This is a genomic window from Kitasatospora sp. NPDC098663, from assembly GCF_044760075.1.
In the GTDB taxonomy this organism is placed as follows: Bacteria; Actinomycetota; Actinomycetes; order Streptomycetales; family Streptomycetaceae; genus Kitasatospora.
In genome coordinates, this window is record NZ_JBIWAP010000059.1 from 17,174 (window position 1) to 42,066 (window position 24,893).

The following is a 24,893-nucleotide window of genomic DNA, read 5'->3' on the forward strand; positions in this document are numbered from 1 at the left end:
GGCCTCGACGGGGGTCACCCCGGGGAGAACCATTCCTCACGGGCCGCGATGTCCGTGAGGAATGGCTGGGACGAGTGATCACCGTTGGCGGTGAACGGGCCGGCCAATGTCTCCTGGGCGCCCCATACCCATTCCCGCGGGTACTCGCCAGGGTGGTCGACCATGTGCTGGAACACCGCGGCGGTCGAGGCAGTCAGCGGAGGGAAGTCGCGGGCGGACATGTGCGGCGAAGACACGTAGGGCCCGCACTCGCGCAACGCCTCCAGCAGCGCGAGGGAGGGGCTGCGCAGCATCCGGGCCGTCAGCGCCGAGACAGCCGGCCAGGAAGCATGTCCGTAACGGGCCATCGCTGCCAGCTGCGTCTCACCGAGCCCCTTCAGCGCCACCCCGCCCTGCTCGGCATCGTGATACGCGAGCATCAGCCCCGCAGGCGCACTCACCTCCTCGACGTACCGCAGCACCTCCTGCGGCAGCCGCCTGCCCACAGCCCTGTTCAGAGCCAGCCGGCTGGAACTCGCCAGCAGAGCACGAAGGACGTCCTCGGGCAGCACACCGATGGCCGCGTCGAGCGGGCCGATCTGGTCCGAGACCACGCACGGATCGGCGACCGCCATCAGGGCCAGCGCCCAGGTCGCTCGGGACAGCGGGTCAGGATGGTCTGTGTACTGCTGCGCCCACCAGGTGCTGTCGAGGCGGTGACGGCGGATGTCCTGCAGGAGCAGACCGTAGTCGGCGTCGGGGCCCAGAGCCTGGGATCCCCTGACCGTGTCACCGCCGGTGACGAAGACGTCGAGGGGGGCGGCAGCACCGATCACGGCCGCCTCCGCGGCGAGCCAGTACGGCCCGAAGACGGTGCCGATCGCCCGGGCGGTGTTGGCCCACAGCGCGGTGGTCCGGCGCTGGCCGAGGCCGCCCTTGGAGGCCTCGCGCACCGGGCGCAGCCGGGGGTCCCACCGGAGCAGGCGTTGCCAGGCCGTCTGTCGCTGGGTCGTTGACGTCCAGGAGCCGACATGGGTCCCAGCCCGGTGGAACATGTAGTTGCTGTCCGAGGGCGCCGCCTTGTGCAGAAAGTACTGCGGGGCCAGAACGCGCAGCAGATCGGCCGCGCGGCCTTTGCCCAGGGGAGCGGAATCGGAGCAGTGGCCGGCCAGCACCGCGGCCACCATACGCTGCTCCGTCGCGGAGCCTGCCACGGGCGCCAGACCTGCGGCGACGGCGTCAGCCGCAGCGCCGGTGGTGTCAAGGGCGAGGGGAGGGACGTTCTCGGTGGTGAGGTGTTCCCCGGCCCGGGCGACGGCTCCCAGGGCAAGCCACCGTGCCTCGCCCCGGAAGCCGGCCGCCTCGCGCAGGCGCGGCAGCCACCAGAGCGTGAAATCCTGGGAGCCTTTCAGGAGCCGGGAGGCGACCCTGATCCGGTCAGAGGCCATCACTGACTTCGGATCCTCGTCGACGGCCGCGAGCAGGGCGGCGGCCAGTTCATGGCCGCCACGGTCCTGGGCGAGGACCGGCAGCTCGTGGTGGTCGCGTATCTGGATGCTGAGCAGCGTCACACTCAGGTCGTCCAAGAGCAGCTGCGCCGCGCGCTGCTGAGTGCGCGGACGGCCGCTGAAGACCCCGTCCGCCAGCAGTGTCCACGTGGCTGTCAGCACCTGCAGCACCTGCAGCACCTGCCGGCCGCCGGTGTCCTTCTCCTCCTCCAGCGCTTCGACCAGCCCGGCGAGTTCGTTGGCGCGCGCGAATCCCGCGTAGAAGCGGGCGACGTTCATCCAGTAGGGGCGCCGAACCAGGTGCCGGAGCACCTGGGAGGTGTCGAACCTGCGCTGATCAGCGCCCGCGTACTCGTACAGGTAGCGGGCGGCGAAGTACTCCCGCAACGGCTGCACGTCGAACTCGAACGTGCCCTGGACCTTGCTGGTCAGCGCCCACACCCGATCCGTCACCGCGGTGAACAGGGCCGACACCAGCTCCGTGTTCTTCCGCGCGTCGAACAGGTAGGCGAGGATGGAGTGTTCCAGCTTCCTGAGAACGATCCGGCCGTTCCCGCTGCTCTTCTCCGCCTCCGCCTGCAGCAGCCACCCCAGGAAAGCGGTGACCTCCTCCAGATCCTTGCGGTGCTCCTCGACCTGGGCACTCTTCTCCGCCTCACGATCCAAGAACGTCTCCATGTAGGAGGCGTAGAGCTCGGTCCGGTTGGTGGGCACGGAGTTGCCGCGCTTGTGCAGCAGGTACAGCAGGATCGTCAGCTGCATCGGGTTGTCCGCGAGCTGGTCTATGTGGGGCTCGGCCGAGCGGTGGTGGAAGGTGCGTTCCAGCTCACGCCGGTCGCGCCCCGTCACCGACCGGGCAGCGGCCCACTTGCGAAGGTAAGCGGTGCGCAGGTCGGGTTTCAGATGGGACAGGGCGATGGTCTCGTACTTCTCCGGCGACGGCTCGGCCAGCGCGGCCGCGTTCGGGCGGGTGGTCACGACGACTTGCGGGACCACGAGGCTGTGCTGCAGCCGGGCGGTGAAGACATCGATGTGCTTCACCACCAGGGTCCGGGTCTCGGCGCGCGCCACCTCGTCCAGGCCGTCCAGGACGACGAGCAGCGGCAGGCGCTGGGTGATGTCGTCCACCGTCGCGACGTCCGCCTCCAGCCTGCCGCTGCGAGACCTCAGCAGGTAGGCCAGGAACTCCTCCAACGACGCCTTGCGCCGCGGCGCCCTGCGGCCGGTCACGCCCAGGTTCTCCTCCAGCGGGTCTCCGCCGTCGAGCCAGGCCACGTAGTCCTTCAGATCGACACGCAGTGGGACACGCGGGGACGCCCCCTCGGGCAGATCGTCCAGTCCCGCCTGCCTCTTGAGGAAGGTGGCACGGTGGACCTGGCACAGGTACTGCCCGAGCGTCGACTTGCCCTGACCGGGCTCGCCCCGCACCAGCGTGAACGGCTGACGGGCCGCCAGCAGGTACTTCGCTGCGCCGCCGACGCTCTTCGCGCGCAGCTCCACCTCCCGCAGGGCGTATGTCGCCCGCGCCTGTGCCACGCGGACCGCCTCCACGTCGACGAACAGCGCGGCCAGGTCGTGGGAGGTGAGTTCGGCCTGCTTGAACTTGACCTTCGCATCCTCCTCCCACTGTGTGGCGAGGACCTTCATGACCAGCGTCCGCAGCCGGTGGTCGTAGGCTGCGGTCTGCGCTCCCTCGATGAGGTAGCGCACCAGGTCGTGGCCGGCCAGCATCTCGGAGTAGGCCCATTTGAGCGCATCGGGGGCGCTGTCGAGGCGGGCATCGATGTCCGCCCGCCACCAGACCCTCATCTCCACGCCGAACTCCTCCGAGAAGGAAGCGAGTTGTTTGTCGAGACGGTCCATCGCGCCGCGCCCGGGCACCGCGGTTCCCTCGAGCGAGGTCAGCAGGATGTACTGTCGGGCGCCGCTGGACACCAGGCGCTCGATGTTCGCCCGTTCCTCTTTGACCGTGCCGGCCAGCCAGGCGACCGGGTCCTTGAGCGGTTTGCTGGTCCACTTCACCTGGAAGATCGTGGCGGGCTTGCCGTCCTGGGGCAGGACGCCGTCGCGCCCGCCGTCGCTGTGACCGACCGGGTAGCAGCGCACACCCGGGAAGCATTGCGCCAACAGGGCGTTGCACAGTTTCTGGAACGGCTTCTCACCGAGCCGCTCGTAGTTGTATTGCCCCGTCTGCTCCGACACCGCTGTTCCTTCTCGGCGCCCCCGGTCACCGGGTTGGTAAGACCCTACGGGATCCCCGTGACAGGACGGCGGGCCGCTGTGTCGCGCCAGCGGTCACACGACGTGGGCGCCAGAGTGGGCGCGCAGATCCTCGAGGAGGAGCGGCGGAAGCGTTTCCCTGTGAACGGCGGCTGCGGCGAGGCACATCGCTGCCGGCGAGCTCGGGGTCCCACGGACAGGGGCAGGAGGATTGGTGAGGCGGAGGTGGCTCGCGGGTGGCAGCAGCGTCAGGACGCGACGGCACAGCCATGGTGACCGGTGGATTTCCGCCCTGTGCGGGCACTGCCGGGCCTGACGGCACCGGGGGATCCGGCACGAGCTCATCGGCCGGCGCGGCGCACGCGTTGCGGCCTGATTCGGTGGTGCCCGGTGCTTCGGGTCGGGACGTCGCGAGGGGCAGCGGCCCCGGCCCGCCGTCCGCGCAGCCGCGAGGAGGGGCCGGTCGAAAGGGAGCATGCCGGGGACATGGCGTGGCGCTGGCACTGAACCGGGCACCCGCGCTAGCGTTCGCGCGTGCATCGGGTGCCGCCCCGGCCACAGTTGGGCCCTGGGCGGCCGGTGAAGGAAGGACTTGGGACATGAGCCTGGACGTGACCGGCGAGAGGGCCGGCACCGAGAACGCGGTGGTGTTCACGCTCAAGGAGCTCCTGGTGGACCTCGCCACGGGAGACGCGGCGGCTCCCCCGGCATGGGAGAGCGACTGGGAATCGCAGGACGACTGGAACCCGCCGCCGTCCTCCGCGTCGGCGCTGCTGGGCACGGCCGTACCACACTGCGCGGTACTCACACTGGCCGGCGCGCTGTCCGCGTCCGCAACCGGCATGGACGCCGAACTGCGGGCCGAAGCCGTGGGCCCGGACCGGGTACTGATCGCGTACCAGAAGCGCCGCTTTGGCTTGGGCCTGGCCGGCGGCGACTGCGCGGAACTGTGCCGGCAGCAGGGCTGCGAGGACCGGATTCTGGACGTCAAAGTTCCCTGGTGCCCGGCGCACCTGTCCGCCCTGGACCTGTCCTCACTGGTAGGGGCCGCCACGGCCTGGGCCTGGACGTGCCACGCGCCGGGCGAACCGGAGACCAGCAGCCCCGGCTGGCCAGCCGAGGAGCTGATGAAAGCCGCGGTCGCGGCGGCGGCGGGGGAGATGGTGGCAGAGGCGATCGTGACCGCAGCCTTCGACGACCCCGACGAGATGGAGCAGCGGGACGTACCCGCCGAGTACGAGGACATCCTGCGTACCCGCCACGCGATGGACCGGGAGCGCCTGCGACTGTGGGGGATGGGACGACAGGAAGCGCAGCGGCTTCGGGAGGCGGCGGACGGCTGTGTGGCATGCCACCGCGCCCTGAGCTGGCTCGACGACGGCTTTGCCGCAGGCGCCTACCCGGGATTCCGCCCCCGCTACTGCTCGGCGACCTGCGATCCGCTGCCGCCGGCACGGGAGCGGTACCGGGAAGCGGAGGAGAACCGGTCGGCGCCGCGGTACGAGAGCTTTCCCTTCTGAACCGGCACAGCAGACGCCGAGACCATCCGGCTCCTGCCGACCTCACCCGTCCCGCCGTCGTCCGGCCGGCAGCACCAGGAGCAGGGGAGCCCGCTGCGCCGACGCGTTTTGGCGCGACGCTTTGGACATCATGGGCGGCCGACCGCCTCCTGTGAAGTGCCGGCAACGCATGGAGCCGGCTCGGAGCCGTACGCTCACCAGCAGCTGCGCCCGCCCAGCCGCGGCCCGCCCCGCCGGCCGCCCCGCGCCGTCCGCCTGCCATCTGTTGCGGGGGCGGGCCGCAGGTGGCACATCGGCAGCGCGATCTGTCGGCAAAGATCCGCAGCAGATCCTCGCCGAGGCCTTGCGAGGGGAGTACTTCAATGACGGCGGCCGTTGCGCCCGTGGTCTGGACGTCGAGCTGAACGCATCGCTTGTACAGACCCGGAGGTGTCGATCCTGCCGATGCTTCGTCGCTGCCGCCGGGCGCCCACGGTCCCACATCGGTCAGGCGTGCGCACCGGTCGGCAAGTGGTACGGGCGCCAGCGGTGACGATCTCGGTGCAGCCGGAGAGTGGGGGAGCCCACCGGACGGCCTGTCGGTGGCGGGTGATAGATGATCCTCAAGGCCGATGACAGAACAGGAGAGCGCGGTGTCCGGTGTGGTGATACGTGGTCCGTTGGGCGATGTCGCACGGCTGGCAGCGCTGCAGCACGCTGTCCACGCGGAGGATGCCTACGCGGCTGCCGTGTGCTGGTGGTCCGCCGCAGTGGCTCCCGCAGCGGCCATGCCCGGGTGGCGCTCCTGCGTTGTATGGGGGGCCTTCCTTGCACAGGAGAAGGAGCCCTCGCTGGCCACCGCCCTGCAGAACACAGGCCTGGAACCGCGCCGCTTTCCCCACCTGGGCCTCCACCCGGACATCACCACCGAAACGGCCCTCGGGGCAGCCCGCGCCGCAACCACCCGGCGCACCCGGCCCGGCACCGCGTTCTCCATGCTGCTCACCGGCAGCCCGATCAAGAACGGCACCTCGAGGAAGTCCTCCGACGAGTTCCTCGCCAGCACCCTCAGGGTCGCCTGGGACGGAGAGGAGTACAGGCCCGACAGCGAGCTGCGCCTTCTGCGCAGGCTCGGCCCTGTGGGAATTGCGCCAAGGATCGGTGTGTTGTGGGAGATGCCGGAGCAGGACTGGCGGTATGAAGCGCAGACCTCCCCGGCCTCCTCCACCCGTTTCCTGATCTTCCGCCGCAGGCAGGAAGACCCCCACAGGGAGCCCGACCACCGCCGGGTGATCGCAGCGGCGGTGCGGGCGGTCGAGGAACTCACTCACTTCTACGACGATCTGTCGGCATGTCAGGTGGACTTCACGATGACCGGTGAGGCCGCCGAGAAGTTCTGGCCCATCCGGCTCACCGAAGACTGTTTCGACAGCGAGGCGACGCTGCCTGAAAGCCAGTTCTTCCGCCTGGACGATCACACCCACCGGATCGCTGCGGCCCTTGCCCTCGCCGAGGGGACGCAGGTCATCACCGGCGGCCACATCGAGGCAGCGTGGTCGCTGGTGTCCCGCTCGTGCCGGGACCGGGCCGAGCTGCTGTGCCCCGGCGACCTGGACCTCGTCGAAGGCATCCTCCGAGACACCGGCGCGCAGGTCTCCTCCGCAACCGGCTCCCCGCAGACACCGCCGCCGAAGGCGTCCTCCCCGCACGACGCGGCGCGCGGCACCGCCTCGGCTGCGGTGCCGACCAGGGGAGCCAGGGGCCGCAACGGCAAGGTGAAGCGGGACAGCGCGGTGATCCAGGACGTCAAGGGCTGGCACGGCGACCGGTGCCAGATGTGCGGAAGCCTCCTGAGGGTCCCGGGACCACGCCAGGCGACCAGCGAAGGCGCCCACATCCGCCCGCTTGGCGAGGGAGGCCACGACTACACCGGCAACGTCCTGTGCCTGTGTCCGAGCTGCCACACACAATTCGACCAAGGCGGCCTCTACCTGACCGACGACCTGCACGTCGTGGAAACGGTCACCGGCACAGTGCGCCGCCGTCTCGCGACCGACCCCCGCCACGATGTGGACCTGGAGGGCATCCGCTGGCACCGTGCACGCTGGGCACGGCACATCCTGCCCCCGCCACCAGGCCAGGCCCACCGCACAAGTGAGGTTCCCCCGAGGTGCGGAAGGTTGCCGGACATGGCCTGATAGGTCGTGAGAAGGGAGCCTCTGCCATGGCTGCACCGATGAAATACCCGCCCGAGTTGCGACAGCGAGCCGTTGCCGCGTACCGGGCCGCCGATCCGAAGCCGGTGATCCGGCAGATGGCCCGCGACCTGGGTGTGCACCACGAGGCCCTGCGCAACTGGATCCGCCAGGACGAGGCCGACCGGGGCGAGCGCGACGACCGGCTGACCACCGCCGAGAAGGAGGAGCTGGCCGTTCTGCGCAAGGAAAACACCGAGCTGCGCCGGTCTTGCGAGATCCTCAAGGCCGCATCGGCTTTTTTCGCCCAGGAGCTGTGCGCCACGAGGCGCCGTGTTGATCGAGAGGCGGTGGGAGACCGTCTTCGTCGGGTCGGCGTAGCGGCCTGATTGAAGCTGGGGGGCAGCCTGATCCGGGGAACGCCGGGGAGGGTGGCAAGCGGCCCCGACGAAAGCGGGACGTGCTGGAACTGCCAGACAGTGCGGGTCCGTTCAGCAAGGTCAGAAGGTGTAGCGAGAGCGAACCAGTGGTTGAAGCCCCGTAACAGCGAAGCCGGGTCAAATCTGGTGGATATGGGCCGGTGTGCAGTGCGTGAGTTCCGGGCCTTCAGCTCGGAACTCAACTCCGAAGCCGTCGACCAGAAGGCCGCTGCCGTCCCGCAGCCGGGCCATCAGGTGCGGGGCATGCACGGCAACGGCGCCGTCCTCTCCCAGCCACGCCAGCTCCACCGAGCTGCAAGCCAGCGCGACCACATGGGGATCGTGGTCCAGCAGCATGACCTGGGTGCGCATCGCACCGAAGCCGTAGTGCACCAGGCGCACGGTCGACGCCGACCACCACCACCCCGGAGCGATCCGCCGCCCGCGCCGCACGGGGAAGGCCCGCAGCGACGCCAACTCCTCCAACGTGACCCTGTGCGCCGCCCGGGGCCAGGGCATCCGCTCGAGCCCAGCGCCTGTGCCGACGATCCGCGCCTCGACCTGGCCGATGCCGCCATGGCGATCCTGATCCAGTGCGTCCGAGAGCACCGTCGCATCCCCGCCTGCCGAATCCATCCATCAGATGTCCCACAGGTCGCAGCGTCCACGGCCCGGAACCCTCGTATCACTGACAACAGCCCTGACCATGCGCTAGGGACTTCGACGGTCGCTCGCCAGGGAGTTCACCGACTCGGGCGCAGAGGGTTTGTACGGTCAAGTCGAGGACTGCCCTTTCCGGCCGGTCCCAGTCCAGCCACCGCCTCTGCTATTCCCAGCGGATGCCGAGTTCGGTGAGCCGTGCGGCGCGTTCGGCGGGGATGTCGGCGCGTCGACTGCGGCTGTTGGCGATGAACAGGCCGAGCCCGATCTGCACGGTGCTCCCGTCGGCCAGGACCAGCGGCTCCTTGTGCTTGCGGGGGACGTCCAGGTGCCCTTCGCGGGCCCGGTACTGGGCGGCGGCGAGGTTGCGCTGCTCCTTCTCGGCGTGCGTCACCTTCCCGGCCGGCTTCTGCTCGGCGGGCAGCGGCTCCAGCCCGAGGACGTGCTCACACGCCCACTGCTGCGCGGGGCTGAGCTTGTCCCAGCCGATCTGCTGGGCGCGGCCCCATCCGGCGAGGTCCTCGCCCTGGACGATGATGCTGCCAGGCTCGGCCCCGGCGAGCGTGCCGCCGTCCTTGACGTGGCGCCAGGCCATCGCCACCCTGGCCGAGTCCGTCCCCGAAGACGGCCGCCCGGCCAGGTCGTGCTGTACGCGCTGCCGGCCTGGAAGCTGGAGGCCCTGTGGGACGTGCTGCTGGTGCTGCGCCGCATGGTGGCCGGGGACCCGGACACGGACGTGGTGCGCGAGCTCCTGGAGCTCCTGTGCGCTGACCTGGTCACTCCGGCCCGTACGGTGGAGCAGATCACTGCCGACCTGGAGAAGGTGGTGGCGGTGCTGATGCTCGAACTGCCGGCGGTCAAGGCGGTGGCCACAGCCGTCGCACTCGACGAAGAACGGGACGAGGCCGTCATCGACGCCTACCGCCAGATCACCGCCGCGTGGACGGCGGCCGGAGTCCGGCACTGACCCCCGGCAGCTCAGGGACGACTACGGACCGTCGCCGCCGGTACAACACAGTCAGGGGTCAACCGGTGCGGAGTTTCGGCGCGGAGCGTGGCGTGCGGCTGGGGAGTTCCCTCTGCCCGTTCGGGTGAGCGCGGTTGGGTGAGGGCAGCAGGTGGCACAACGGCGGGCATGACGACTGCCTTCACCAGATGCCGTCGGCACCGGACAGGCAAGCCCGCCGCCGCGCCGGTGCCCGCCCGCCAGGCCGCCGGTCGACGCGGCCGCGGTCGGGCCGCGTCGACTTTCATTCGGGCCGTGCAGCGGCAGCAGTGCTGCCGGTCGATGAAGCCGACCGGCGCCCCGCACCCGACACAGTCCCGCCATCCCGCCACGGCCCCTGACGGCCGAGTTGGTCGCGCGTGTTCTCGAAGGACTGTTTGAGCGCGGCGCTCTGGGCGGGATCAGGCCCGAGCGGTGCGGAACACCAGGGTCCTGGTGCCCCAGAAGCGCAGGGCGGTCGCGAGAGCCATGCCGATCACGCTGCCGGAGACCAGGTCGGCGGTGGGGCTGGTCAGGTCGAGCAGGTAGTGCGAGATGCCGAGGCAGCCGAGCTGGACCAGCGCGCCCACGAGGTTCACCGCGAGGAACATCGCGCTCTCCCGGCCGGTTTCGCCGGCCGGTCCGCCGCCCCGTCGTTCCCGGAACGTCCAGTACTTGTTCCCGACGAAGGCGACCGCGGTCGAGGCCGTGAGGGAGAGGATCTTGGCCAGGACCGGGCCGAGTGCATCGCGCAGCAGGATGAAGAGGACGACGTCGGTGGCGTAGCCGAGTCCGCCGATCACCCCGAACTTCAGCAGTTCCGGCAGCGCGGAGCGGAGTTGTTCACGGCTTGCCATGTCAGGCGGTACCCAGCACGGAGAACCCGTACAGGCCCGCCCAGATCGCGCCGAGCATGAGCAGCGGGCGGTCCTTCAGCGCCACGTTCTCCGGGGCTTCGGCGGCGCCGCGGTCGGCGAAGATCGCGTACCGCAGGATGGCGAAGACGAAGGGCAGGACGCTGATCTGGCGCAGCGCGACATCGGCGCCGACGGTGTGGTCCGAGGACCAGAGGCAGTAGCTGAGGACGGTCACCGCTGCAGAGGCCTGCCAGACGAAGCGGAGGTAGCTGTCGCTGTACTGGGCGAGGAGCTTGCGCGAGTTGGCGGCCTTGTCTCCCATGCTGACGAGCTCGGAGTAGCGCTTGGCGGCGACCATGAAGAGCGCGGCGAACCCGGTGGTGATCAGGAACCACTGGGACAGCTGGATCCCGGAGGCGAGGCCGCCGATCATGGCGCGGATCAGGAAGCCGGAGGTCACGAAGGCGAGGTCGACCACCAGGATGTGCTTGAGGCCGGTGCAGTAGAGGAACTGCATGACCAGGTAGCACCCCAGCGCGATGGCGGTGGGGGTGTTGCAGAGCAGCAGGGCGCCGGTGATGGCTCCGCCGGCGAGGAGCGCCGCACACAGGTAGGCGACCGGCAGGGGCACGACGCCGGAGGCGATCGGGCGGTGGCGCTTGGTCGGGTGGGCGCGGTCCGCCTCGACGTCCATGGCGTCGTTGAGGAAGTAGATCGCCGATGCCGCGGCGCAGAAGAGGACGAAGACGATGCCGACCTGGCGGAGCACCGCTGCGTGGGTGAGCATTCCGGCCGCGCCGGGGGCCGCGAGGACGAGTACGTTCTTGACCCACTGGCGCGGTCGGGCGTTGCGGATCAGGCCGCCGGGCAGTGCCTTGAGCCGGAACGGGTGGACGGCCGGTACGGGGTCGGGCTCGGATGCCGTGCGGACCATTTCCGCGAAGGCGGTGGCCGTAGCCGGTTCGGTTCTGGACTCCAGGGTGCTGGTCTCAGGCATCGGTCTTCTGTCCCTTGGTGATCCAGGACCGGCCGGCCGCCGCGACGGTGGCACCGAGCGCGGCACCCCCGACCACGTCGGACATGTAGTGGACGCCGACGACCAGGCGGGAGAAGCACATCGCGCCGGCCACCGGGGCTATGGTGCCGGCGGGCAGCAGCGGCGCGAAGGCCACGACGGCGGCGGCGGAGGAGGTGGCGTGGGAGCTCGGGAAGCTGTGCTTCCCGGCGGTCTTCACGAGCGGCTCCATGCCGGGGCCGTTCGGGCGGGGGCGGCGGACCACGCGCTTGATGACCATGCTGGCGGCGTGGGCACCCGCCACGGCGGCGGTGGCGCGCAGCCAGCTGCCGCGCCGGTCGGAGTCGACGACCGCGCCGGCGACACCGAGTGCGAGCCAGCCCGCGGCGTGCTCGCCGGTCCAGGACAGGGCCTTGCTGACGTCCACTGAACGCTTGTCGCCGAACCGCTCACGGACCGATCGGTGGACCTGGTCGTCCATCCGTTGCAACGCCGGGAGAATCTGGGCCATTCTGGATTGTCCTCTGAGAAAAGAAGCAGGGGCACGCTTCCTGATGCGGGGGACTCGGACGGCGCCTCGGTTCCACAGACCCGCTGGTCAGCCCGTGCGCCCCCCCTGGCGGCAGGTGTGCGCGGTCAGCATACAGATAAATTTTGAACAACATTCAAGAGGCCTCTCTCGCACCTCTTGTTCCGCCCCCAGCGAAATCAAGCAAAGTCCGAGCAGCGGGGGCGACTTTACTTCCCAGTGGGTCGGTAAAAGTCATTCGATTACCTCTGATACCGTCACCCAGATCACTGGCAGGTGCCGAACGCGGCTGAAGCATGGATGGGCTGAGATCACTCGTGGGCGTACTGGGGCTCTTGGCGGCTCTGACAGCGACAGCCGTCGGCACGGCGCACGTGATCGGAGCGCTGGGACCGTGGCGCGCCGCTGACGCCCTGTCCGGTTGGATCCTCGCGGGAGTGACCCAGCTGATCGCGCTGGCCCTGCTCATCGGCGTCCCGGTCCACGGCCTGAAGCCGGCCCCGCTGCTCGCCGCAGCCATCCTGACCGCCGCGGCCGAGGTGGCCGTGGTGCGAACCCGGCCCACGCTGCTCGCACGCCACCGCGAAACGGTGTCCGGGACCCTCCGGGGAATCCGCCGCTGTACGACCCTGTGGCGCAACCCGGCGACGGTCATCCTCGCACTGCTCGTGCTGGCGGCGTACGGCTGGCGAATAGCCATGGGAGCGTTCGTCCTGCCGACCGAATGGGACGGCATGTGGTACCACCTGGTCGGCCCCGCCCAATGGATCCAGGACGGACAGATCGGACACACCCCGGCCGCATTCTGGTCCGACGTCTACCCGCAGGGCCAGGAAGTCCTCGGAGCATGGGCCGGCGTCTTCACCCACACCCTGCGCTGGTCCTGGATCGCAAGCCTGCCGTTCACCCTGCTCGGCTTCACAGCCACCGTGGGCCTGGCCCAGCGCTTCGGCGCCCGCCGCGACCACGCGATCCTCGCCGCACTCGGCTTCCTGGCGATCCCCGCAGTCCTCGCCCAGACAGCCACCTCCTACGTCGACGTAGCCGCGGCGACCACCGCAGCAGCCGCGTTCCAGTTCGTCCTCGCCCTCCCGAACAACCGCGACACGGTCGACGGGCGCCAGCGTCACCTCTGGCTGGCCGGTGTCGCGCTGGCCCTCGGCACCAGCGTCAAGGCCTCCAACCTGCTGACAATGGCGTGCGTCGTCGCGGTGGGCATCGGCCAGTTGGTCGTGGCGACCGTCGCGCTGCGCCGCGCGGGCGAGGGCCCGTCGACCGGGGTCCTGCGGTTCGCGGCAGGCCGGCTGACCGTGTGGGGCGTGGCCTTGGTGGTGCCCTCGGTGCTGCTGTCGTCGTACTGGTACGTGCGGACCTGGATCGCGTGGGGCAACCCCTTCTACCCGTTCACGATGTTCGGGTTCACCGGCCGCGGGACCGTGCAGGACCTGATCATGGTCAACAACACCCCGTTGAAGATCAAAGCCGCTGGCGGGGTCCCGGCGCAGTTGTGGGAATCGTGGACCACACCGGTCGCCAGCCCCTTCTCCTACGACCAGCGTCTGGGCGGTCTCGGCACCGGGTGGCTCTGGGTGCTGTTCCCGGCCGTGATCGCGGGCCTGGTCGTGTTCGTCTGCCGCCGCCAGTGGGCGCCGCTGCTGGGCCTGCTGCTGCCGATGGCCGTGATGGCCGGGGCCAGCCCGGGCCCGTGGTGGGCGCGCTACACGATCCACCTGACGATCCTCGGCGGTGTCTTCCTCGCGGTGTTCCTGACCTGGATCACCGGGACCAGGGCGCGCCCGTCGGGCGCGGCGGGACACGCCCGGTGGGCGGTCGCGGTGGCCATCGGGTTCGGCCTGGCGGGAACCAGCGCCGACTCGATGTGGAAGACAACCGAACCCGTCCACGTGTCGGCGACGGAGATCGCGCCGCACTACTACACGGTGAACGAGACGATCGACCTGATGCGCCACCGCCGCAAGCAGCAGGACCAGGTCTGGCCGTGGAACACGTTCGGCCACGTGCGGAGCCTGCCCAACGGATCGGTCATCGCGATCACGGACCAGGGACCGGACATCCGGCTACCGCTCATCGGCCTCAAGATGGAACGCAAGCTTGTCCAGGTCACGGCCACCGACGACCTCAACACCCTCCACACCGACCTGCGCCGCAGCGGTGCACAGTACCTCGCGCTCGATCCGTCCAACTGGCGGGACGGCGAGATCACCAAGGCGGTCAACACGGACCCCGCCCGGTTCCACCTGATCAGCGGGAACGACCCGGTCCGCATCTACGCCGTCAACGGCTAAATATGCACCCGCCGCAGCCTGGTTGGGATCTTCCGCTTGAGCCGTTCATAGGGCGTCCGGCCGCCGAGAGCACCGCGCGGGCGGTGGTAGCCGCCGCAGTCCCCCCGCTCTCGGAGCATGTTGCGCCATTCCCCTCGTAGCGCGGAGTCGTAATCAGAGGCGGCGCTGCTGTTGTTGACGCTGCCCGGAATCGGCTCTACCCGCGCTTCCGTGAAACACCGGCTGTGGCCGCTTCTAGCGCCGTACTTCAGCGTGGGCTCCTGCTTCGAGGAGTTCACGCACGGCAGCTTCAGCCATCTCGCGCGGTACATCTTCGAGAATGGTGGCCGGCAAGCGGCTGATGAGGGACTTGCTGTGCCATAGGCTCAGCCCGGTCCTCCGGTGAAGCAACTTCACGACCTCGATGGGATAGGGCCCGGGGTCGGTCAGAACCACCGCATTTGGCACCTCATCGCAGATCAGCCAGACGTACTCGTCCGCCATCATGACTCCTCGGGCTGCGGGCCGGACAGCAGCATAGAACCGCGCGTGTGGTGATGGGGCGGGCTCGGGTCGAGGTCTGGTAGTCGTGCTCCTTGAGCCCGGCGGACCGCGGCGCAACCGCCGCGAACTACGCCGCCCGGCCGTGGAAGCAGCGCGCCGCCTCCACGGCACCCGGACAGACCAGGACCCGCCCGTCCGCGCCCGGCCTGGCGTCGTCCAGCGCGGGCGGCACAATGCTCAGTGCCGCGATCGCCCCCGGGGCCCGCAGGCCGGCTGAGAAACCGGCCGCCCTGTCGGCGTGGTCACTTCCCGCTCTCGGGCCGGCCGGCCGTCACCGTGTAGAGGCCGCGCCCAGGCCGCTGCGCGGGGCCGTCCCTGGCCAGGCGCTCCAACCTGGTGCGGAGCGCGTTGATGTTCCCCTCCGAGGCATCCAGCCCCAGCAGGTCGAGCACCTCGCGGGCACGCAGCGGCTTCCCCGCTTTCGACAGGACCGCCAGGACGCTGTCCGCGTCCGTCACCTGCCGTCGGCGGCCCTCCGCCGGCACGGTCGCCTCGACAGGGGGCTTGCCACCGGCGGGCGCCGCTTTCACCCGCGCCGCCTCCTTGGCTGTGGTCGACCGCTTCGCCGCGCCCTTGGTCCCGGTGTCCTTCGCCGTCGCCTTCCGGGCGGTCTTCCTGCCGCCGGGTGCCGAGGTCTGCTCCTTCCGTTCGGGCGCGGGCGTGGCCGTCTTCGCCGCCGCGCGCGTCCTCGTGGCGGCGGCCTTCTTCTTCGCGGCCGTTCTCTTTCCTGTGCGGACCGCCGCAGTGGCAGGCGCGCTGGGTGAGAGCGCCACGCGCCGGTCGGCAGGCTCGGCCGCCGCAGAGGCTTCCCGCACAGCCCCGGCGGCCGGTGCCGCAGGCAGCCCGCCGGCGTGCGGCTCATCAGCGCTGTCCAGGGGCATTCCGGAGGAGAGCAGCCGCAGTCCTTCGAGCGCCTTGGCGATGGCCTCCCGCTCCGCCGTCGCGGCCGCCAGTTCCGCCTCCGCACGACGGATTCGGTCCTGTACAGCGGGCTGCCGTACCTCCAGCAGGGCGATCGTCGATGCCACACTGCTGTGCGTACCGAAGGTGTCGCTGCTCCCACAACCACTCCCATGCCTCATCAATCACCAGTCGTCACAGTGAATCTACGGCTGACCGGCGGGCCTTGCGGGGATACCTCACGACAAGGAGTGCGACTTCCCACGCGCCGGTGTCGGCTCGATGCCGTGGCCAGCCGGCGCTGTACGGCGCGGCGCGCCCCTGCCCGGAAGCCGTGAACGTGGCCTGCGGCCCTTGGGGCTGCACAAAAGGACGGCTCCGTTCCGCGACCAGTGGTGACGCTGCGTTCCCGTCGGCTACGGAATGGAGCCGTTCACTGGACAGGCCCTGGTCCTTCGTGTGTGACGTTCGTGAGGCCTCCTTGCCAGCCCGGCTGTCTCACCTCAACCGGGTGGCACCGGACGGCTTCCACGTTCAGACTTGGGACGAACGTGCAGTTCAGGTGCCGTAGTGAGCGGCGTCAAGGTTGAACTCGCCACGTCGACAACCTCTCCTTTCCCATCCTGTCCTTGGCGGAGTGGCGGCCGCAGGACCGGATGGGTGGCGGCTGGGGTTGCTGCGCCTGCGGCGGGCCTTTCTTCCTCTCATGTCTGGCTGGTGCCGGTGGCGTGCGGTGGAGACGGGTGCGGGCGGGACCGGATGGTCGTCCGGTCCCGCCCGCACCATGCCTGGCCGCTGTCAGAGGGGGGTGCGCCCGTGATGGGGGCGGCCTGCACAGGCGCACCGTGCCGTCGCGGCCTGGTCAGCTGGTGTGGTGGGTTGGGGTCAGCCGGTGATGGCGAAGGTCCAGCCGGGCATGCTCTCCCAGGCGAGCCAGTTGTTGTTCTTGTAGGTGGCGCGGGACATGGTGCCGTTGGTGCCGGTGGCGAAGAGTTCGAGGGTGTTGGTGTAGGCGTTGTAGGTGGCGGAGGGGGTGCCGGCGAACTTCCAGTCGCTGATGGTGCTCCAGTCGGCCCAGGTCTTGGTCTTGTTGTCCCAGTAGTTGTGGCCGAGTTCGCCGGTGTTGCGGACGGCGAAGAGTTCGACGGAGTTGGCGGCGGGGTTGTAGACGGCGGTGGGGGTGCCGTTGAACTGCCAGCCGCCCATGGTGGTGATGTCGGACCAGCGGGCGCCGTTGAGGCTGTAGCTGTGGGCCATCGTGTTGGTGGTGGTGGTGATGAAGACCTCGGCGCTGTTGTTGGCCGGGTTCACGACGGCGGTGGGGCTGCCGGTCACGGCCTGGCCGCCGATGGTGCTCCAGTCGGCCCAGGTCTTGGTCTTGTTGTCCCAGTAGGTGTGGCCGAGTTCGTTGCGGCTGCTGGTGGCGAAGAGTTCGACGGCGTCGGTGGCGGGGTTGTAGAGGGTGGTGGGGGTGCCGGTGAACTGCCAGGTGCCCAGGCCCCGGACGTCGTCCCAGCGGGCGCCGTTGGTGCTGTAGGTGTGGGTCATGTAGCCGTTCGTGTCCAGGGTGAACACCTCGGCGGTCTGGTTCGAGGGGTTGAACACGGCGACCGGGTTGGCCTTGAGCTTGAGGGCGCTGGGGATGACGCTCCAGCCGGCCCACTTCCTGGTGCCCGGGTCCCAGTAGTTGTGGCCGAGTTCGCCGGTCTTGCCGATGGCGAACAGTTCGATGGCCTTGGTGGCGGGGTTGTAGATCGTGGCGGGGATGCCGTTGAACTGCCAGTCCCCTAGGGCCTCCCAGCCGCTGTTCCAGCCCTTGCCCTCGGTGTTGGAGGCGTGGGCGAGGACGCCGTTGGTGCCCAGGGCGAAGATCTCGGCGGTCTTGGTGTCCGGGTTGTACACGGAGTTGACGACCGCGGAGGAGTAGTCGACCTTGGTGCCCCACGTGGAGACGGTCTGCTGGACCCAGCCGGCGAGGTCGTCGACCCGGCTGGAGGAGGCGCCGGTGCGGGTCTCGGTCTCGCCGAGGCAGCCGCCCTGCCAGGAACGGGAGGTCACCGCGACGAGTTCGGCCTTGCCGTTCTTCTCGCGGATCGCGGGGGCGCCTGCGTCGCCCAGGCAGAGCGCGGACGCGCCGGGGGCGGGTGCGGTATCAACGCTAGTGGCACTGATAGTGCCAGCGGTGTGGGTGGTGGTGTGGAGCTTGGTGGGGATCCACTCGGTGGCCGTGCGTCCGTAGCCGGGTATGCGCAGGCTCTCACCAGCCACCGGGGCGGTGGTGGCGGGGGTGGCGGGGGTGATGCCACTGACGGGAGTGGCGAGGCGGGCCATGACGAGGTCGCGGTCCTGCCGGGGGAGGAGCTCGACGACCTCTGTGACCGTGCCAGTGGCGGTGTTGGTGAGGTCGGTGCGGCCGATGGTGGCGGTGGTCTTGTCCTTCGGGGCGCCAGCGGTGACGGTGGACAGGTCGTCAGGGGTGTCGGTGAAGCAGCTGGCGGCGGTAAGCAGCCAGTAACGGTCGACGAGGGCAGCGGTGCAGGCGCGCTTACCGTCGCCGACGTTGAGCTTGGCGGAGAAGGCGAGTGCGGGGTCTGTGGGCTGCGGCGCGGGCATGGCGGCGCCGGAGCCGGTGACGCGGAGTTCGAGGAGAGCGGAGGGGTCTCCGGTGGGGGAGGCCTCGCCGAAGCCCTTGGCAGTGTTCCTGGGGACGTCGAGGGTCTGGGACTGTCCCTTGGTGGACAGGCTCGCTCGGACATCGCGGTCGAAGGTCTGGACCCGGTAGGCGTCGGGGATGTTGACGGCCAGGTAGCCGGTACCGCTCGGAGCAGCGAAGCATATCCAGTTGTCGTGGAGGGTGATGCTGCGCGCCCAGACCTTGATCTGGTTGGGGTTCGCACAGTCGGTGACGGTGATGCCACCGTCACCGCGGACCATGGTGACCCCGGCGTCGGCCAGCATCTGGGCTGAGCCCGGGTATGCGAATGTTTCGGCCGCCACCTTGGGCTGATCCGCAGGCGCAGGGGGCGTGGTGCCGTCGGTGGCCGCCGTGGCGGTGGTCCAGCCCGCGACCGTGGCCAGAACGAGAGCGGTTGAGGCGGCTGCGATGCCGCCCCGGATGTGCAAGTGGTTTCTCATTGGTGTCTCTTCAGGGGGGGTGAGGCGCAAGCGAAGCCGAGGATAAAAATACCCAAAACGGACATCACCTTTGCCTGCACTTGATTCAATGTCAGGGGTGGATCCTAATGTATGCTCACGGACGATGCGCAACAGCCAACCTGACGATTAATCAAGAAAGCGTGAGGGGGAGTCGTCTTATTGGCAGAGTCCCCCTGCTTCAAGGGGCTTGGCTCCAAATGGCTGCAAGGCCCTGCGCGGGCCGTCTGAGAAAAAATCTCAAGATCATCCAGTGCCTCTTTCCTGAGTTCAGGAAAGAGGGGGGTTCGGGTTCAGCAAGAGGGTGAAGGCTTGGGCCGCATGCTTAGAGGCTGACGACCAAACAGCTGATCAGGTGCCTCATGTCGTTAGACGCACCAGTTATGCACCCCCGCGACCCAGGCTTTCTTCTCCCGGCGAGCCTGGGAGGCTTCCATCGGGCTCCTCCCAGGCCTGTGCGAGTTGGACTGGTGACTCAACTGGCACGGGGAGGAAGGTATTTCGACGGTCAGGTTGGTTCGGCGCGCCGACACTAGCCCCCGCTGCGGCAAGGGGTGGGTGTAGTGAAATTTCGTCAGAAGGATTGATGCTAGAAATGGCAATGTCATTCAGGGATAAACCCCCGTCGAGGGTGATTCTCCCGAAAGTGTGGGCTGCTTTTCAGCTCTTTGTTCCGGCGTTCCTGGTAGGTTCGCTCGTCTCACCTCCCGCGATTGCGGCGGATGCCACCTCGGTACCGTTGACCTCGCGGGGTCAGGTGCTGGAGTTCTGGCGTGTCGGCGGTCCGTCCGTCCGGGCGGCAGCTGAAGCCGCGTTGACGGGAAGCGACGGTCAGGTCCAGTCCTTCCTCGGCGCGGATCGTGCGGTGGCCGAGGTGAAGGACGATCAGCAGACGGCCATGCAGCTTGTCGCGATTGGTGGGCGTGGCCTGCGGCAGGCTACGGAGAAGGCGCTCGCGGGCAGTCCGCAGGAACTCCACGCCTTCCTGAAGGACGGTTGGAAGGTTCCTCTCGAACAGGACCAGCGTGTTCGCGCGGCACAGCTCGTTGAGGCCGGGGACCGCGGGGTCCAGGCGTCCGGCAATACCGCGCTCAACGGTTCCATCGACGATGTGCGCCGCTTCCTTTCGCAGGACCAGTACATACAGAAGGACGCGGACGACCGCGTCTTGGTAGCCCGGATCGAAGCCGTCGGCGGTCCCGCCACCCGGCAGGCCGCGTCGTTGGCACTAAACAGCTCGATCGATGACATCCGCGAGTTCCTGGCCGTTGGTCAGCACATCGCCCGGGCCCGGGACCAGGAACACGCGAGCATTGAGCAGCTCGCGGCCCAGGCCAAGGAGGCAGGCGCCCAGGCCAAACGCGAGACCGAGGCAGCCAAGGACGCCTCCGAGCGCGCGGTGAGCGCCGCACGTCTGGCGAAGGAGGCCGCGGCGACGGCCGCCGCCGAGACGGCCGCGGCCCAGAACGACTCCGCCAAGGCCGAGGCCGCATCGAAGCGGGCGGCCGAGGCCACGAGTCGGGCCGCTGACGCTGCCAAGGCCGCCATCGCGGCTGCCCGATCGGCGAATAACTCGGCGCGCATCGCCGCCAGCGCTGCCTCTGCAGCGGCCAGCGCCGCGTCCGGCGCCGCCCAAGCCGCGACGCGGGCACGGAACGCGGCTGGCGCAGCCGCAACGGATGCAGGGCAAGCCGCGAATGCCCGCAAGGCCGCCCAGGCCGCCCAGAATGCGGCGCAACTGGCCCGGCAGGTCGGTGACGCCGCCGAACAGGCGGGCGTCGCGGCGGCGGAAGCTGGCAAGGCGGCCAACGCTGCGGTCAGCGCGAGCGCGAACATGGAGGCTGCGGCGACCTCTGCAGAACAGGCCGCCGCACAGGCCGACAAGGCAGGTGTCTCCTCGGTCCAGGCCAGGCAGGCCGCCGACGCCGCCCGACGCAACGCCCGTGAAGCGACCCGGGCAGGCAACGCGGCGTTCGCTCTCGCCGCGGAAGCTGCCACGGCAGCCCACGACGCACACGACGCCGCCTACTCGGCCGCGACCCACGCGAACAACGCAGCGGCGGCTGCCGAGGACGCCGCCAACCACGCGGGTGACTCCGCCACCGCGGCACAGCAGTCCAGCGCTCACGCCGCAGCGGCGCAGCAGGCAGCCAACGCCGCTACTGATGCGGTAAAGCGGGCCAAGGACATCGAGTCGCTGGCACGCAAGAGCGAGCAGGAGGAAGTTAAGGCTCGTTCCGCCGCCGCCGTCGAACAGGCCCGGGACCTGCGGGCCGCGGACGACCTCAGCAAGGCCGAGGCGACGCGTGCGGCCGAGGACGCGAAGAAGCTCGACACGGAAGCAGTACGTCTTGCCGCGGAGGCCGCCAAGCCTGAGGCCGACCGGGCCACTGTGGTCACGGACGGCCGCAAGATGGCGGTGGCGGCCATGAAGACGCGCGGCTCCTGGAGCCGCGCGAGTGCGCAGGCCGCCATTTCCGGTACCGACCAGGACATGGTCGACTACGCTCGGTCCGGCTGGCAGAACGCCACCAGCCAGGACGAACGTGTCCACCTTCAGTACCTTGCCGACGATGCCAAGCTTCCAGTCCTGCATGACGCGGCACTGGCGGCCCTCAACGGTGATGTCGCGCAGATCCATGCCTTCCTGGAGACGGGCCGGAACCAGGTCGCTGCGCCCGACTACCGTGTCCAGATCGCCAGGATCGGCGAGAGCGGCGGGAAGGGTGTGAAGGACGCCGCGAACGCGGCCCTCAACGCCGGCTCGGTCGACGCCCTGGTTACCTTTCTCACCACCACGCAGTACACCGCCCGTCAGGCCGACGATCGGGTCCGTGCCGTCCAGCTAGTCGAAAGCGGAGGTCCCGAGGTTAAGCTCGCCGCGAACACGGCCCTCGAGGCGCCGGCAGTCGGCCTGCGGGCGTTCGTCGAGATCGGCCAGTACCGGGCCCAGCACAAGGACGACCTCACCGTCGCCCACGTTGCACAGGTCCAGAACCTCATCGCCGGTGCGGAACAGGTCACGGCCCTCGCCCAGCAGAACGCCGCCGAGGCGGCACGGATAGCGGCCACCGCCCGTCAGGCCGCCTCGGAGGCAGCCACTTACGCCGAGCAGGCCCAGGCCTCCGCCAGCGCGGCGGCGGGATTCGCCAAGCAGGCCTCAGACGCCGCGACGGCTGCGGACACCTCCGCTGCACGCGCCGCCCAATCCGCGACCACCGCACGCAAAGCCGCCGGCGACGCCGATCGATCAGCTGCGCGTGCTATCCGCTCGGCTGCAAGTGCGCATGGATCGGCGGCTTGGGCTCGTGGCTCCGCGGATGCGGCCTGGGGTTCGGCGAGCCAGGCGCGCGCATCCGCAACCGCCGCAGGAAAGGACTCCGAGGCGGCGAGTGCCGCTTACAGGGCGGCCTTCGAGGCGGTCGTTGCCAAGCAGCAGGCCGAAGAGGCCGTTGTCGAACGGACCGAGGAAGAGTGGCGGAAAGCGCCGGACCCGGGGAACTCCGGGACACCGGACCCCGACGACCCCGAGACCGACGATGACAGCTGGCTGCCAGACTGGATGAACGACACCCTTCACACGGCCGCCGATTACGCCGTCTCCATCCTCACCACCCCTGATATCTGGATCGGAGCAGGAGAAGCCGTCCTTGGGGCCGCTGCGGTGACCGGCGGTGTGGGCGAGGTCGGCGGCGGAGCCGTGGTATGCATGACCGTAGTTGGCTGCGTGGTCGGGGCTCCCGCCATCGCGATGGGTGGCGTCGCCGCGATCGGAGGCGCCTATATCGCAGCCGACGGCTTCCAGCGCTTCAACGGAGGTGTTGAAACCGCACTCCGAAACGCCCGAGACAAGCAGGGTGTTTCGCCATCTCAGCAGCAGGCGATTCAACCCGGACCGAAGCCAGCCCCCAGCAGCTTGTCCGCCTTCCCGAACGCAAGCAAGGCTAGGAAGAAGACGCCAGTCCAGGGTGGCGGCGGACTGCGTGAACGCTGGAAGGACCCGAAGGGCACCATCTACGAGTGGGACTCCCAGCACGGCACTGTGGAGAAGTACAACAAGAGAGGAAAGCATCTGGGAGAATTTGACCCTGACACCGGTGCACAGACCAAGCCAGCCGACAAGTCCCGCAAGGTGGAACCGTGAGCTACTGCATTTCGACATATAGAAAAGAAGCTGACTTTCCCGAATCATCGCTTGATGTTTCCGAGCTGGGTGGAGCATTCCTCTCTGATCTTTTTGGCATACCTTTGAGGGAATTTGTTAACGTATACCCGCTTGACGAACAGCATGCGGAAGCAATCAGCGGGCGGCTCGAGATCACATTCGACCTCGCTTCCTGTGACTACTTCCTCGAAGTCGTAGCCGACTAGAAGACTGATGAAGATATTGGGGTCTGGCCCCACCGTTATGGGCCGTTTCTAGGGGTCGTTGCAACACGTGGTCGGTTGTCTAGGCCGCGAGCAGTTTATGCAGGCGCTCGGCTGGGGTTTTCCAGCCGAGCGTTTTGCGTGGGCGGCCGTTGAGTTCGGCGGCGACGGCGGCCAGGTGCTCGGGGGTGTGGACGGCGAGGTCGGTGCCCTTGGGGAAGTACTGCCGGAGCAGGCCGTTGACGCTTCTATGTCAAGCGGCGAGTTCGTGTTGGGTGATTTGGTGCTGCCAGGAGGCTCGGTCGTGGGTCATGGCACGGTGGATCACGTCGATGAGGTGGCGTTTGAGTATGCGTCGAGCGCCGCGGGCGCCCTTGGTGGGCTCGTGCCGGGCCAGTAGGTCCCTCGCGCCGGGGTGGAATCGCTGTTGGACGATGGCCGCGGTGTAGAGCACGCTGTTCAGCCGCCGGTTGCCGCCGCGGTGCAGGCGGTGGCGTTCCTTGTCGGAGGAGTAGACGGGGATCGGGGCGCATCCGGTGTAGCGGGCGAGTTTGGCTGAGCTGGTGAAGCGGGTGATGTCGCCGATCTCGGCGAGCAGGACCGCCGCGGAGACGTGGCTGATCCCGGTGATCTCCAGCAGGGCTGGCGCCAGTGGGCTGACCAGCTCTCGGATGGTGGCCTCCAGTGCGCGGATGCGCTGGTTGAGGCCGGCTATCTCGGAGAGCATCTCGGACAGGACCCGCCGGACGTGCTGGCCTGTCTTCGAGGCGTCCAGGAGCGTCGTCAGCGCGGTCAGGCCCGGGGCGCGGGTGAGATCGCCGGGGGTGTGGTCGAGCCAGAGGTGTGTGTATGCCTTGGCCTGGTTGATCACCACGGTGCGGCGCTTGACCAGGTCCGCTCGCAGGTCGACCAGGGCGCGCAGTTCACGAACGCGCTCGTCGATGCGGTGTCGGTCCAGGCCGGGGGTGGCGATGGCGGCGTGGGCGACTGCGGCGGCGTCGACCGGGTCGGACTTGGAGCCGGTGGCGGCGTGCAGCTTGCGGTGGGCGGCCATCAGCCGGGTGGGGACCCAGGCGACTTCGTGGCCGGCCAGCAGGAGGCCGTCGGCCAGGCGGCGGGCGAAGCCCCGGCCGTCCTCGATTGCCCAGGTGACCGGGGTGCCGCCGGCGATCGAGCGGATCCACTTGAGCAGGACGCTGATCTGGGTCGCGTCGTTCTTGACGGTCAGCGGCCGGCTGACCCGTCTGCCCTCGGCGTCGACGGCCACTGCGACGTGGACGTGCTTGTGCGGGTCGATCCCCACTGTCACCATCGAGATGTCCTGTTGTCTGTGGTCGCGGATGACGGGACAGACGCGAGGGCCCTGGCCAGGGGACAGACCTATTGCGAGTTGACGGCTCAGCAGGCTTCTATCAAGTCACTCCCGGCCAGGGCTCTCGCCCGGTGGACCGCCGTGGACAGATCAACGGAAAGCCTTGCGGCACGTGTTCTCCGAGTCACCCGGCGGTCCCGCCGAGCACCCTCCCGTCGGAGGAACTCGGCCCGCTCAGAGTGCACCAATAGGTGTTCTCGTTCGAGCCGCGTTGCCAGGGGCTGGCGGGGTCGCAGAAGTAGACCGGGATGTCGGTGGCCAGGGTGAACAAGCCGTGCTCGGCCATCTCCGCGCCACCGACAAGGTGGCGAGCAGTGCCGACATTGCCGCGCACGCGCGGAAGTTCAGCTACGACCCGGCTGGACAGCTGGTCCAGCAGGTCGAG

General features: G+C 69.1%; 18 protein-coding genes and 1 pseudogene. 7 read left to right on the forward strand and 12 right to left on the reverse strand.

Translation table 11 applies throughout. The features are described from left to right. Positions 1-14 precede the first annotated feature (14 nt). Positions 15-3,689, reverse strand: a complete 3,675-nt coding sequence (locus tag ACIQVZ_RS37895; protein ID WP_402456547.1) for an NACHT domain-containing protein — start codon at positions 3,687-3,689, stop codon at positions 15-17. A gap of 617 nt (positions 3,690-4,306) precedes the next feature. Here ACIQVZ_RS37895 and ACIQVZ_RS37900 point away from each other — a divergent pair. The 3 genes from ACIQVZ_RS37900 (at position 4,307) to ACIQVZ_RS37910 (ending at position 7,790) form a co-directional block, all read left to right on the forward strand. Next, on the forward strand, positions 4,307-5,227 hold the full coding sequence (locus ACIQVZ_RS37900; RefSeq protein WP_402456549.1) for a hypothetical protein: 921 nt from the start codon (positions 4,307-4,309) through the stop codon (positions 5,225-5,227). Between the two features lie 611 nt (positions 5,228-5,838). After that, positions 5,839-7,404 (forward strand): HNH endonuclease, encoded by a 1,566-nt coding sequence (locus ACIQVZ_RS37905; protein ID WP_402456550.1) that lies wholly within the window; start codon positions 5,839-5,841, stop codon positions 7,402-7,404. Positions 7,405-7,430: 26 nt separating this feature from the next. Then, the gene (locus ACIQVZ_RS37910; RefSeq protein ID WP_402456552.1) at positions 7,431-7,790 is read left to right on the forward strand and encodes a transposase; all 360 of its coding nucleotides are present in this window, start codon (positions 7,431-7,433) and stop codon (positions 7,788-7,790) included. A 168-nt stretch (positions 7,791-7,958) separates the two neighbouring features. Here the strand turns inward: ACIQVZ_RS37910 and ACIQVZ_RS37915 are convergent, their stop codons facing one another. Both ACIQVZ_RS37915 and ACIQVZ_RS37920 read right to left on the reverse strand, forming a co-directional pair. Beyond that, positions 7,959-8,456: a hypothetical protein gene (locus ACIQVZ_RS37915; RefSeq protein ID WP_402456554.1), complete on the reverse strand. Its 498-nt coding sequence runs from the start codon at positions 8,454-8,456 to the stop codon at positions 7,959-7,961. A 190-nt stretch (positions 8,457-8,646) separates the two neighbouring features. Then, the gene (locus ACIQVZ_RS37920; protein ID WP_402456556.1) at positions 8,647-9,075 is read right to left on the reverse strand and encodes a helicase associated domain-containing protein; all 429 of its coding nucleotides are present in this window, start codon (positions 9,073-9,075) and stop codon (positions 8,647-8,649) included. A gap of 48 nt (positions 9,076-9,123) precedes the next feature. Between ACIQVZ_RS37920 and ACIQVZ_RS37925 the strand changes: the two genes are divergently transcribed. After that, positions 9,124-9,447 carry a hypothetical protein gene (locus ACIQVZ_RS37925; protein ID WP_402456557.1) on the forward strand — a complete coding sequence of 108 codons (324 nt, stop codon included), beginning with the start codon at positions 9,124-9,126 and terminating at the stop codon, positions 9,445-9,447. Between the two features lie 440 nt (positions 9,448-9,887). Here ACIQVZ_RS37925 and ACIQVZ_RS37930 read toward each other — a convergent pair whose 3' ends face one another. Genes ACIQVZ_RS37930 through ACIQVZ_RS37940 form a run of 3 tightly spaced genes read right to left on the reverse strand, consistent with a single transcriptional unit; the run spans position 9,888 to position 11,848 of the window. Continuing rightward, a complete protein-coding gene (locus tag ACIQVZ_RS37930) occupies positions 9,888-10,322 on the reverse strand; it encodes a GtrA family protein (protein WP_402456559.1) in 435 nt (144 codons plus the stop codon). Between the two features lies 1 nt (position 10,323). Beyond that, on the reverse strand, positions 10,324-11,319 hold the full coding sequence (locus ACIQVZ_RS37935) for a decaprenyl-phosphate phosphoribosyltransferase (RefSeq protein ID WP_402456560.1): 996 nt from the start codon (positions 11,317-11,319) through the stop codon (positions 10,324-10,326). Then, positions 11,312-11,848, reverse strand: coding sequence for a phosphatase PAP2 family protein (locus ACIQVZ_RS37940; RefSeq protein WP_350887538.1), 537 nt, complete (start codon positions 11,846-11,848; stop codon positions 11,312-11,314). Before ACIQVZ_RS37940 ends, ACIQVZ_RS37935 begins: the two co-directional genes overlap by 8 nt. Positions 11,849-12,303: 455 nt before the next feature. Here ACIQVZ_RS37940 and ACIQVZ_RS37945 point away from each other — a divergent pair, with 455 nt between their 5' ends. Beyond that, positions 12,304-14,172, forward strand: coding sequence for a hypothetical protein (locus ACIQVZ_RS37945; RefSeq protein WP_402456562.1), 1,869 nt, complete (start codon positions 12,304-12,306; stop codon positions 14,170-14,172). Positions 14,173-14,406: 234 nt separating this feature from the next. Here ACIQVZ_RS37945 and ACIQVZ_RS37950 read toward each other — a convergent pair whose 3' ends face one another. The 3 genes from ACIQVZ_RS37950 to ACIQVZ_RS37960 all read right to left on the reverse strand — a co-directional run bounded on the left by ACIQVZ_RS37950 (position 14,407) and on the right by ACIQVZ_RS37960 (position 18,750). Next, complete coding sequence (locus tag ACIQVZ_RS37950; protein WP_402456564.1) at positions 14,407-14,658, reverse strand: ribosomal protein L7/L12; 252 nt, start codon at positions 14,656-14,658, stop codon at positions 14,407-14,409. Positions 14,659-14,957: 299 nt separating this feature from the next. Continuing rightward, positions 14,958-15,743 carry a hypothetical protein gene (locus ACIQVZ_RS37955; protein ID WP_402456565.1) on the reverse strand — a complete coding sequence of 262 codons (786 nt, stop codon included), beginning with the start codon at positions 15,741-15,743 and terminating at the stop codon, positions 14,958-14,960. A gap of 757 nt (positions 15,744-16,500) precedes the next feature. Further along, positions 16,501-18,750 (reverse strand): trypsin-like serine protease, encoded by a 2,250-nt coding sequence (locus ACIQVZ_RS37960; RefSeq protein ID WP_402456567.1) that lies wholly within the window; start codon positions 18,748-18,750, stop codon positions 16,501-16,503. 649 nt (positions 18,751-19,399) lie between these two features. Here ACIQVZ_RS37960 and ACIQVZ_RS37965 point away from each other — a divergent pair. Both ACIQVZ_RS37965 and ACIQVZ_RS37970 read left to right on the forward strand, forming a co-directional pair. Next, positions 19,400-22,912 (forward strand): colicin E3/pyocin S6 family cytotoxin, encoded by a 3,513-nt coding sequence (locus ACIQVZ_RS37965; RefSeq protein ID WP_402456568.1) that lies wholly within the window; start codon positions 19,400-19,402, stop codon positions 22,910-22,912. Beyond that, complete coding sequence (locus ACIQVZ_RS37970; protein WP_402456570.1) at positions 22,909-23,139, forward strand: hypothetical protein; 231 nt, start codon at positions 22,909-22,911, stop codon at positions 23,137-23,139. Before ACIQVZ_RS37965 ends, ACIQVZ_RS37970 begins: the two co-directional genes overlap by 4 nt. A gap of 79 nt (positions 23,140-23,218) precedes the next feature. Here the strand turns inward: ACIQVZ_RS37970 and ACIQVZ_RS37975 are convergent. From ACIQVZ_RS37975 to ACIQVZ_RS37985, 3 genes and pseudogenes are all read right to left on the reverse strand, one after another. Beyond that, a pseudogene (locus ACIQVZ_RS37975) lies at positions 23,219-23,389 on the reverse strand (transposase); the annotation flags it as partial. Continuing rightward, positions 23,390-24,448 carry an IS110 family transposase gene (locus ACIQVZ_RS37980; protein ID WP_402456572.1) on the reverse strand — a complete coding sequence of 353 codons (1,059 nt, stop codon included), beginning with the start codon at positions 24,446-24,448 and terminating at the stop codon, positions 23,390-23,392. A gap of 184 nt (positions 24,449-24,632) precedes the next feature. Beyond that, positions 24,633-24,893: hypothetical protein (locus ACIQVZ_RS37985; protein ID WP_402456580.1), on the reverse strand; the 261-nt coding region annotated here is incomplete at its 5' end.